We start from the raw sequence: 10,667 nt of genomic DNA on the forward strand, positions 1-10,667 counted from the left end.
GCTCTGGGTGCTGAGTTTTGAACCCCGAACTTGGAAAAATGACACCAATTGGTGACAAAAATCCTCCAGAGTAAAATTGATTCCCTCCTGTAAGAGGACTCCTACCAGAAGCTTTAACTCGAATCCTCCATATCCTACCAATGAGGAATTGCTATGCAGACTACCAATACCTTACTAAAGAGCGAGTATGCTATTGCGGAACTTGATGTAACTGAACGGGCCAGGCTTAAAGAACTAGAATCCATTGTGGAACATGGACTTCAGACATTTTACGAAGTTGGCAAAGCCCTAGATGAAATTCGGGAACAGAAGCTGTACCGCGAAGCTCATAAAAGTTTTGAGACTTATTGTCGGGACAAATGGGGGATAGCCAGGCAGACGGCTCATCGATTTATTGCAGCAGCGCAGGTTATCGAAAATTTGACACCAATTGGTGTCAAAATTCCTACAAAGGAAAATCAAGTGCGTCCTCTAGCAGGATTATCGCCTGAACTGCAACTCGAAATTTGGCAAGAGGCGTTGGAGTCATCGCCCAATGGTATGCCTACTGGTGCAGCAGTTCAGCGTTTGGTTGACGAGCGATTTCCATCCCTAGGAAGCCGACGAACGCCTAAAGATACTGATTCTGAACTGGAGAAATTGCGATCGGACAATAAGCGGCTTAGAGAGGAAATCCGAGAACAAAACAGAGAGAGGGAGCGGCGTGCTGCTGCTGTGGCGTTGGAAATGGAGCAACTGCGAGCCGAAAACAGGCAGTTGAAAGCTGAATTGCTACAGCGCGATCGAGATTGGGAAGTGCGATTGGCTGCTGAAAGGGTTAAAATCCGGGCGGAAGTTATAGCAGAACTCAGAGAGGAAATCCGGGCGGAAGTCAAGGCTGAGTATGAAGGACAGATTAACTCTCTCACCCAGCAATTAGCAGAAATGACGGCGAACTATCATGCGGTATTGGCAAGATTAACAGCACTAGAAGCAAAAGGAAAATAAATGGTAACGCTACTTGAAAATCCACTGCGCGTCGGTTTGCGAAAAGAACGAGTGCCGGAACCGCAAATTCTGGTCATCTTCGGAGCTTCTGGGGATCTCACCCAGCGCAAACTTGTACCAGCAATTTATCAGATGAAGCGCGATCGGCGCTTGCCACCGGAAACTACCGTCGTAGGTGTGGCCCGCCGCCCTTGGAGTCACGATTACTTCCGAGAGCAAATGCGCGAGGGCATTGAAGAATTTGGCGGCGGCATTGGCAATGAAGAATTTTGGCAAGATTTCGCTAAAGGTTTGTACTACTGTCCCGGCGACATTGACAACCCCGAAAGCTATCAAAAACTCAAAACTTTCTTAGCGGAACTCGACGAAGAAAGGAGAACTCGTGGCAATCACATATTTTATCTCTCAGTTTCCCCGAATTTTTTCCCAGAAGCAATTAGGCAACTGGGCGCGGCTCAAATGCTGGTTGACCCAGTAAAACACCGCTTGGTAATTGAAAAACCCTTCGGCCGCGACTTGAGTTCGGCAAAAGCTCTCAACCGAGTCGTGCAGAAGGTTTGCCAAGAACAGCAAGTTTACCGGATCGACCACTATTTGGGTAAAGAAACTGTTCAGAATTTAATGGTGTTCCGGTTTGCTAACGCGATTTTTGAACCCCTGTGGAACCGGCAATTTGTCGATCACGTACAAATTACAGTTGCAGAAACAGTAGGCGTAGAAGACCGGGCCGGTTACTACGAATCCTCTGGGGCTCTGCGGGATATGCTGCAAAACCACTTGATGCAGATTTTCTGTCTGACGGCGATGGAACCGCCAAACTCCCTCGACGCTGACAGCATCCGCACCGAAAAGATGAAAGTTCTGCAAGCAACTCGCTTGGCAGATTTGAATAACTTGGAGTTCTCAGCGATTCGGGGTCAATATTCCGCAGGTTGGATGAAGGGCAAACAGGTACCGGGGTATCACGATGAACCGGGGGTTGCTCCCAATTCGACAACGCCGACTTTTGTGGCGATGAAGTTTATGATTGACAACTGGCGCTGGCAGGGAGTGCCTTTCTACCTGCGAACCGGCAAACGGTTGCCGAAAAAAGTTAGCGAAATTGCGATTCAGTTCCGGGAAGTTCCGCTGCTAATTTTTCAGTCCGCAGCCCAACAAACTACTCCTAACGTTTTGACCATGCGGGTGCATCCGAACGAGGGGATTTCGCTGAGGTTTGAGGCGAAAATGCCGGGGCCGGATTTGCGGACGCGGACGGTGGATATGGATTTCAGTTACGGTTCTTCGTTTGGGGTGACATCTTCGGATGCTTACGATCGCCTTTTGATTGATTGTATGCTGGGCGACCAAACTTTGTTTACCCGTTCTGATGAAGTGGAAGAAGCTTGGCGGGTGGTAACGCCGGCGCTGATGGCTTGGGAATCGTCCAACGAACAGGAGTTGGTTCCTAAATACGAAGCGGGTACTTGGGAACCGGCGGAAGCAGAACTGCTGATTAACAGAGACGGTCGCAAGTGGCGCAGACTTTAAGAGTCATTAGTCATTAGTCATTAGTCCTTAGTTAGCCGAGTTTAAGAGTCATTAGTCATTAGTCCTTAGTCCTTAGTTGGCCGAGTTTAAAAGTGATTAGTCAGCAGTCATTAGTTAGCCGAGTTTAAGAGTCATTAGTCATTAGTCCTTAGTCCTTAGTCCTTAGTTATGTGTCAGGATTAGTATTGGTAATTAGCTGAGACCTGCTAACTAATAACGGCTAACTGTAGCCTTTCTAAGTGATGTACGCTCCAGTAATGGGCGAGGCGAAGCGGAGGGAATGGGTAACGGGTAATCTATCAGAAATCATAGCTAGTAGCTAACCCGAAATCAAATTACTAATCCGGCAATTACCTATTACTTATTACCGATCGCTAGTGCGTACCTCATTACTGAGAACCGCTATAATAATGGCTAACTAATGATTAATGACCAATGACCAATGACCAATGACCAATGACCAATGACCAATGATTAATGACCAATGACCAATGACCAATGATTAATGACCAATGACCAATGACCAATGACTAAAAACAAAGGAGAGAAGATTTATGACGATGACACCGATGAAAGCTCCGCCTCTGGTTTCGCTGCAAAGTCCTAAAGATGTGTCGATCGACCAAATAGAGGCAGAATTGAGTCAAATTTGGGAAAGTTACAGAGAATCTGGTTCAAAGGGCGATGTTCCGATCGCTAGTAGGGCAACAACTTTTACCTTTGTAGTCTACGAACCGGAAGAAACTCAGCAGTTATTGGCGGATCTGGGGTTTTATGATGGGCCGGTGGACGGTATTACCGGGCCGATGACGGCATCTAGCATCAGGGATGCTCAAAAAGCTTACGGACTGCCGAGAACTGGCAAATCTAACGCTGAATTGCTGGATACTTTGCGGGAAGAAGTGGCTCGCAAAAATTCCAAGGGCGAGGTTTTGGGGCCGACTGGTTTGGGTTCCGGGGGTTCGGGGGTGGCTGATGCGATCGTGGCTGCCAATCCGTGCCGGATTATTGCTCTGTGTCCGACGGCGGGGGAAGATACGGGGGTGCAGGCTCAAGTGGCTGCTTACTGTCCGGTGCACAAGCGCGGGAGCGGCAATCTGATCTGCTGCGAGTATATTACGCTCAGGGGTACGGAAGCTGCTTTGGAACGGGTGAGCGGCATAGTGACGGCGCTGACTATCCCTGATTTGCCGACGCTGCTGTGGTGGAAGGCGAATCCCGATGCCGATCGAGGTTTGTTCCAGCGGCTGGCGGCAATTAGCAGTTCTGTGATTGTTGACTCTAGCAGCTTTGCCGAGTGTGAAGCTGAATTGCTGTTGATGCAAAGTCTGATCGAGGAAGGAATTCCGATCGCGGATCTAAATTGGCGTCGGCTGGCGGCGTGGCAGGAGTTAGCTGCGGAGGCTTTCGATCCGCCGGAACGTCGGGCGGCAATTCAAGAGATCGATCGAGTGACTATCGATTACGAAAAGGGCAATTCTACTCAAGCGCTGATGTATTTGGGCTGGCTGGCGAGCCGACTTGGGTGGCGTCCTGTGGCTTTCAAACAGGAAGAGGGCGATTACCAAATCAAGCGAATTAAATTTGTCGGTGCCGACGAACGGGTTGTGGAAGCTGAGTTAGCGGCGATTCCAACTGCTGATTCAGGCGATGTCTCGGGCGATTTGATTGCTCTGCGTTTGAATTCTACAAACGAAAATGCTGACTGCGGTACGGTTCTGTGTTCGGAAGATGGTGGCTGTATGCGAATGGAAACCAAGGGTGGCGCTCAAACGGATCGGTTTAACCAGGTGACTCCTCTGTTCGATCAGGTGACGGAACAGTTGCTGGGCCAGCACTTGCAGAGTTGGGGCCGAGATGTGCTTTACGAAGAAAGTTTGGCAGTGACGGCCGGGATGCTGAAGTTGTCAAGAAGTTAGTAGTCAGTAGTCATTAGTCAGCAGTCAGTAGTTGTACGTAGCGACAAATCCCAAAGTCGTTAGTGGCGATCGCTCTTTCGGATATTTGGGGGAAATGTATATTTGGCTCTGGGGTAATTGGGAAAAAGGTAATTTGCGATCGATTCGGGACTTATTACTCATTACCTATTACCAGACATTAGATTAACCGATCGCCAAAACTTCAGGAGAGCCGTTGCTATCTAATGACTGTTGACCAACAACTAACAACTAACAACCAATAACCAATAACCAACAACCAATAACCAACAACCAATAACCAACAACCAATAACCAACAACCAACAACCAATAACTAATAACTAATAACTAATGACTTTAGTAAGTGCTGGCGAACGCAGCGGTGCGGGAAAGACTACTGTAACAATCGCCCTTTTAGCTTATTTAATCCGCCGCGGCTTGAACGTGCAATCGTTTAAGGTGGGCCCGGACTACATCGATCCGATGTTTCATGCTTTTGTCACCGGTCGCCCCTGTCGGAATTTAGACCCGGTATTAACGTCTGAATCTTATGTAAAAAAGTGTTTTGAGCGTCACATTCAAGATGTCGATTATGCCTTGGTTGAAGGGGTAATGGGGCTATTTGATGGAGTTTCTCAGAAGAAGGAAGAAAGAAGTTCGGCAACGGATTTTGTAGCGGATGTAGCGGATGGCTTGAAGGTGGGGAAAGAAGAATTAGATTATTCTGTTGCTTTTGCTTCAACGGCTCATGTTGCTTGTTTGCTGAATTTGCCGGTATTGTTTGTGATAGATTGCAGCCGGCTTTCTGGTTCTGTGGCTGCGATCGCCCACGGTTTTCGTTCTTTTAACCCAAATCTTAATTTCGCTGGTTTGGTGTTGAATCGGGTGGCTAGCGATCGACATTTGGAACTGCTTACTGATGCTCTAAAACCGCTCAATTTACCTATTTTGGGCGTTTTGCGTAGGGATGAGGCTGTTACTATTCCCGATCGACATTTGGGTTTAATTCCGGCCGAGGAGTTGCCGAATCTTCATGCTGCGATCGATAAGTTGGCGGATTTGGCTGCTGTTAGTTTTGACTGGGAGCAACTTTTGCCTTTGTTGGCTGCGACTCGAAATGGGGGGGGTGAGGGGTCTGAGCAACTTTCGGGTAAATACAGTCTCCCTTACGGGATTGTAACTCAAAAAGATGATGCTGTCAACAGTTTGGGAAAACAATTTGGGGTGAGGATTGCAGTTGCGCGCGATCGGGCTTTTAATTTTTACTATCAGGACAATCTTGATTTGTTGGAAGAGTTGGGTGCCGAGTTAGTATTTTGGAGTCCGCTTGATGATGCTGTTTTTCCTGACAATGTGCAAGGGTTGTATTTTGGCGGCGGTTTTCCCGAAGTTTTTGCTGAGAAATTGAGCAATAATGTTTTAATTCGGGATGCTGTCAGAAGTGCGATTTTTTCGGGAATGCCGACTTATGCGGAGTGTGGCGGTTTGATGTACTTGTGCGATTCTATTGTAGGCTTCGATGGGAATTCTTGGCAAGGGGTGGGTGTTTTGAAAACTGCTGCTGAGATGGGAAAGCGTTTGACGCTGGGATACCGGGAGGCTGTGGCGGTGAGGGATAGTTTGGTGTTAAATGCTTTTGATGCGGTTTGGGGTCATGAGTTTCATCGATCGCATTTAACTGTTGAACCGACTAATCCAGTTTATCACAGTTGGAGGTACGGTTCGCGGGGGGAAGTTGAGGCGGTTGCTGAAGGTTGGGGGGTTTGTCAGGTGCACGCTTCTTATTTGCATTTGCATTGGGGTGCTCGCCCTGATATTCCGGCTCGTTTTTTGCAGCAGTGTGCTGAGTTTGATTGTAAGGGTGTTTTGGGCGATCGGATTTAATTAATATTTTTTTTGACGAACCGCGAAGACGCTAAGGGCGCTAAGGAAGAGGGGAGAGCATTCTGCTGATGCGTTATTGTAATGGTATTTTAGACGATCGAGAAAGCTAACTAGATTTTTTGATTTTTTTAACCGCAGAGGACGCTGAGGGCACAGAGAAGAGAGAGGGTTACTGTATTAGAATGTTTTTGATGAATGCTGGGAGGGGCTGTTGGGATTTATGGGGGAATCAATTTCGACTAAACAATTGTTTGCACAATGGGTGACACCAGAAAATTTTCGGAGTTACGGTCAAGTTATTTTTGCGAGTGTTGATGGCAAGTCTTTTGATGCTGAGGATGCTCAATTAAGTTTGCAAAACGGTATCCCTAGATTTTACATTATGCGGTTGTACGAGAACGATCGCAAGTTTGGTAAAATTACTCGGCACGTTGAATGTACTCAGTGTTTGGGTTCTTTGGATGGGAAGAGTTGGTTGATGGCTGTTGCGCCTCCTGGAAATAGCGATAAACTGAGTTGGGAGGATATTGTTGCTTTTCGGATTCCTGGCAATTGTTTTATTAAGTTAGATGTGGGCACTTGGCACGCTGGGCCTTATGTTGAGGCGGATTTTGTGGATTTTTACAATCTTGAGTTGAGAGATACTAATGTGGTTGACCATTTCAGCTTTGATTTTGTGAAGCATTACAATCTGGAGTTTGATATTGTCTGAATAAACTCACCTATTGGATTTAATAAATGACGGTCGTACTTACTAGGAACCAGTAGGTAAATAGGCTATTTTTGAATAAAAGTATAGCAGAGTTGTGCGCCAATGTCGTTTGTTTGGTGCGGGCGATCGCCAAATGGTAATATTGCGATGATGATGTCGTGCATAGTAGATTGCCGGAGTTCTGATGGGTTCTCAGTGCGGATATTTTTTGTGACGGTAATCGACCGATTTGATCTGATACAAGGCTGGACTTTGGCCGCTCATCTCGGAACTTAGTGAACGCAAAATTAACATTCAAAGCAATTGAGTTAAGTAAGTCGGTGGGGAAAAATACAACTGTGTTAAGAAAGATAAATGAGGCTAAAACCCCAATCCCTCCTGCATTCTGTCTCCTGACTCCTGCCTCATCCCAACTACAAATATTTACGCCTTTCTACTTATTCCTCTATTTGTGGGATAGCATGATTTTGGTTATTAGGATAATTTTTATGCTTTGAATCTGATGCAAATTTTGCAAAAATTGCCGATATATTTTATAGTCAATCCTTTAATTGATATCACTTTACAAGGTTGTGACATTACCGATTATAAGCGCCGAGAGTGAGGCAGGTTAAGGAGTTGCGACAACATGAGTTTGACGCAATTCTGGAACACAACGGCGTGCAATATCCGTGGTACACTTTTTTGGTAAATGCTAATATGTTGGATATCGCTCACAGGGCGGCTCATATTTGTAAAATAACGGGAATGTATGAAATTAAACTTTGTTTTAGCATGGTATTTTTTAGAAAGTTAAACTTTTATAAGTTTCCGATGAAATTTACAAAGTTGATGTGAAAAATCTGCTTGTTTATACTATGCCATCACGATGCGCGCGGGGGTTCGGTATGTAACTTTGGGAAAGTTGCTGGCGGAAACAGTATCAGCTAAAATTTGTTTTCATGATATTTGACAAATTACATTAAAAACTGTTAAATTATGACTCAAGGTGCTATTCCCGATGAAAGTCCGAGAAATTTGGCAGAGCAATTGCTGCTGCAAGATGCAATTGCTGGAAATGGCAAAGGTATTCAAGGCGGGGCGAACAATATGTTGGGAGATGCTCCCCGACTTGTTGCTATTTATGGTGGCTATCCTGAACATTGGTATAAGATGACAAGTATTCAAGCTTTCATGATTAATGGAGCATCTGTACAAGTTCATTGGTTTCGGAACAGTCAGACTCAAGAAAATGTAGAGTGCAAGTTCAAACGTCAGTACCCTAAAATCGCTCCTAAAAATTTGTAATGAGGAATCAGTATAATTATGAAAATTCGTTGTATCGCTAATACAGGTGCATCGATTCCTGATGATTACATAGAGCCTGCTATCGGTTACACAAAAGACATACAGTTCTCATTGACGATTGGGAAGGAATATGTTGTTTATGCCTTTAGAGAGTGGCGGGGAACTATTTGGTATTATATCTGCGATGATATTTACAGCTATTATCCCATCCATAATCCGGCACCGCTGTTTGAAGTGGTTGATGACAGAGTTTCTAAGTATTGGCGGTTTAAACTTTCGCCCAATGGCTTGTTAATGATAGCCTTTGAACAGTGGTTTACTGACCCTTATTTTTATGATAAGCTGACGGATCAGGAGGAGGCGGAGGTTGAGATTTTTGATAAGGTTAAGGAATTGATGGATGCTGAGGATTTTACTTTGCCTCCGCTGGATGTGGCCGTTGAGAAGTTGCGGGAAATTGTCAGTGTTTGAGTGGGAAAACTGAGAGCGCAAATTATTTATTTACTACCTTGACTCACATACCTTCAAATGGTATCAAATAGGAAGCAGCAGAAAATTGTAAAAACAATGAACGAAGAACTTGAAACAAATAAAAACTATGCTAAACTAGATGGCGAAGATGATGTTTTGTTATTGGGTAAAGCTACTTTTACGGTGCGGAGGTTTAAAGAGCTAGTCGCTAGGAAGTTTGATTATATACTACTTTCTATCGAGGCAGCAGAAAACGAATCTCGCAAGAAAGCGATATATTATTGGATGCAATCTCTCTCGATTAACGAAGAAACAACAATTCCTGCAGGGGATATAAACTGGAGTTCCCCTCAAGAAGGAATCGATTGTCAAATCCTCATTATTGGTGCCAAAGGTTGGCAAAAAGGAAAGCTTAAAATAGAAGTTAATAGAAGTTTCCAGTCTGGGAAAACGCAGACATCTATAAAGTTTTGTCCCGATCTACCAAATGAACCTATATCACCTTTAGATGATATCAGACAATCCGAGGAATACAAAAAACTTAGCAATAATAACTGACTGCCCGATCGCGATTACAATACAATAGTCGATCGCACTTATATCTGAATCTGAGATTTTTCACCGCAGATGAGGGCTGATGAACGGGGATGAACGCAGATGTTTTTTAGATAGGGCTGGCGCTGATTTATTTTCGAGTAGTTTGGATTGTGTGGGGGCCGTTTGGGCGATCGCTCCGAGGTATGGCGCTGCTGTAGAATATTATGCAATGCCCGGACGATCGATCGCGATTTAGTTTGCACCCAGTACCCGCCAGAACTTTGTTCGCCACAGTTAAATAGAGGTATCGCAGGATTGCGAATTGCGGTTGCTGACGGGTATTTCGCTACAGAGGCCGAACCCCAAGCAATGGATGCTGTAGAAATAGTTGCAAAAGTCTTGACAAATACCTTGAAATGTGGTACCCAAGCAGAATAAGCAACAACAAACCCCCCAAAAATCGGGGGGCTTGAAACTGTCAGCATAGCGGAATCTGATCGCGCCAAGGCGTTGATAATTACGGCTGGCGAGGGTGGAAACTTGCGGGAGAATTTGCGATCGCGCCCTCAAGACTTCGATTCTGCCACGCGCGATCGTTCTTTAGCGGGAACCCCGATCCCTGCCACTTGGTACGTGCAAGCGCAGAGATTCAGACAGTGGTATCGAACTCGAATTGCGAAATATTCCAACATACAAATATGATTCTCGCACCCGCAACCCCGATCGCTCCTCCTGAAATTGGTGTCGAGAAAACGGTCGTCGCCGGACAAGAAATATTAGTGGGTCCCAATCGGGGACTGTTCGCCCAACCCCTATCATTTATAGGCTTGCCCGTTCTTTGGGTGTCCCTACAGCGGCCCGACGCTTTGCCCTTGGGGGTACAAATTATCGATGCTCCCTACAGCGAAGCGGTGATTCTCCGAGTCGCTGCGGTACTAGAATCGCAAGGCATTATATCTGCCGAATCAATTTAGTGCTATTTCTAGGGTTTGTTGTTGCGGTGGAAGCGTCTCTTAGTGCGTCTGGCAATAGCTTTGCGCTTCTGCTTTTCGAGGGGGGTTTCAAAGTGGCGGTGTTTTCTCATGTCGGGGAAAATTCCCGCTTTGGAAACTTGTCGCTTAAACCGTCGTAGGGCTGACTCAATCCCTTCATTTTCGCCGATTACAACTTGGGTCATTATTTCTCCTGTGGTTCGTTAGATCAAGTTTTATCATATCAAGGTTTCTGGCTGCGCGATCTGTTGGATGTCGGGCGATCGGCCAAAAACCTTAAAATTATACCAAATCTGCTGCTAAGTTGTTGCGCTTCTAGATAGTTGGGGAGAGGGGGAGAGGGGGAGAG

The 10,667-nt window shown here is 45.7% G+C and carries 13 protein-coding genes; 10 read left to right on the forward strand and 3 right to left on the reverse strand.

Annotation, left to right across the window (positions count from 1 at the left end):
- Window positions 1-153: 153 nt before the first annotated feature.
- The 3 genes from QUA97_RS21440 (at window position 154) to opcA (ending at window position 4,436) form a co-directional block, all read left to right on the forward strand.
- Complete coding sequence (locus tag QUA97_RS21440; RefSeq protein WP_333195911.1) at window positions 154-987, forward strand: hypothetical protein; 834 nt, start codon at window positions 154-156, stop codon at window positions 985-987.
- Complete coding sequence (gene zwf, locus QUA97_RS21445; RefSeq protein WP_194069710.1) at window positions 988-2,517, forward strand: glucose-6-phosphate dehydrogenase; 1,530 nt, start codon at window positions 988-990, stop codon at window positions 2,515-2,517.
- A 554-nt stretch (window positions 2,518-3,071) separates the two neighbouring features.
- Window positions 3,072-4,436 (forward strand): glucose-6-phosphate dehydrogenase assembly protein OpcA, encoded by a 1,365-nt coding sequence (gene opcA / locus QUA97_RS21450; protein ID WP_194069708.1) that lies wholly within the window; start codon window positions 3,072-3,074, stop codon window positions 4,434-4,436.
- A gap of 24 nt (window positions 4,437-4,460) precedes the next feature.
- On the opposite strand, the gene QUA97_RS21455 is transcribed toward opcA, so the two are convergent.
- Window positions 4,461-4,598 carry a hypothetical protein gene (locus QUA97_RS21455; protein WP_194069706.1) on the reverse strand — a complete coding sequence of 46 codons (138 nt, stop codon included), beginning with the start codon at window positions 4,596-4,598 and terminating at the stop codon, window positions 4,461-4,463.
- A 188-nt stretch (window positions 4,599-4,786) separates the two neighbouring features.
- On the opposite strand from QUA97_RS21455, the gene QUA97_RS21460 reads away from it, so the two are divergent.
- The 5 genes from QUA97_RS21460 (at window position 4,787) to QUA97_RS21480 (ending at window position 9,347) form a co-directional block, all read left to right on the forward strand.
- Window positions 4,787-6,319, forward strand: a complete 1,533-nt coding sequence (locus QUA97_RS21460) for a cobyrinate a,c-diamide synthase (protein WP_194069704.1) — start codon at window positions 4,787-4,789, stop codon at window positions 6,317-6,319.
- A gap of 220 nt (window positions 6,320-6,539) precedes the next feature.
- Window positions 6,540-7,031 (forward strand): ureidoglycolate lyase, encoded by a 492-nt coding sequence (locus QUA97_RS21465; protein WP_333195917.1) that lies wholly within the window; start codon window positions 6,540-6,542, stop codon window positions 7,029-7,031.
- 978 nt (window positions 7,032-8,009) lie between these two features.
- The gene (locus tag QUA97_RS21470; RefSeq protein ID WP_194069700.1) at window positions 8,010-8,318 is read left to right on the forward strand and encodes a hypothetical protein; all 309 of its coding nucleotides are present in this window, start codon (window positions 8,010-8,012) and stop codon (window positions 8,316-8,318) included.
- Between the two features lie 18 nt (window positions 8,319-8,336).
- Window positions 8,337-8,789 carry a hypothetical protein gene (locus QUA97_RS21475; protein WP_333195920.1) on the forward strand — a complete coding sequence of 151 codons (453 nt, stop codon included), beginning with the start codon at window positions 8,337-8,339 and terminating at the stop codon, window positions 8,787-8,789.
- A gap of 96 nt (window positions 8,790-8,885) precedes the next feature.
- Complete coding sequence (locus QUA97_RS21480; protein ID WP_194069696.1) at window positions 8,886-9,347, forward strand: KGK domain-containing protein; 462 nt, start codon at window positions 8,886-8,888, stop codon at window positions 9,345-9,347.
- Between the two features lie 38 nt (window positions 9,348-9,385).
- Here the strand turns inward: QUA97_RS21480 and QUA97_RS21485 are convergent, their stop codons facing one another.
- Complete coding sequence (locus QUA97_RS21485) at window positions 9,386-9,811, reverse strand: hypothetical protein (protein WP_333195924.1); 426 nt, start codon at window positions 9,809-9,811, stop codon at window positions 9,386-9,388.
- Between the two features lie 25 nt (window positions 9,812-9,836).
- On the opposite strand from QUA97_RS21485, the gene QUA97_RS21490 reads away from it, so the two are divergent.
- A complete protein-coding gene (locus QUA97_RS21490) occupies window positions 9,837-10,028 on the forward strand; it encodes a hypothetical protein (RefSeq protein ID WP_333195926.1) in 192 nt (63 codons plus the stop codon).
- Window positions 10,025-10,300, forward strand: a complete 276-nt coding sequence (locus QUA97_RS21495; protein WP_333195927.1) for a hypothetical protein — start codon at window positions 10,025-10,027, stop codon at window positions 10,298-10,300. The genes QUA97_RS21490 and QUA97_RS21495 overlap by 4 nt, the downstream gene beginning before the upstream one ends.
- 8 nt (window positions 10,301-10,308) lie before the next feature.
- Here QUA97_RS21495 and rpsU read toward each other — a convergent pair whose 3' ends face one another.
- The gene (rpsU, locus tag QUA97_RS21500) at window positions 10,309-10,503 is read right to left on the reverse strand and encodes a 30S ribosomal protein S21 (RefSeq protein ID WP_006632476.1); all 195 of its coding nucleotides are present in this window, start codon (window positions 10,501-10,503) and stop codon (window positions 10,309-10,311) included.
- Window positions 10,504-10,667: the final 164 nt, after the last annotated feature.

This window comes from Microcoleus sp. CZ3-B2, assembly GCF_036705055.1.
Lineage (GTDB): Bacteria > Cyanobacteriota > Cyanobacteriia > Cyanobacteriales > Microcoleaceae > Microcoleus.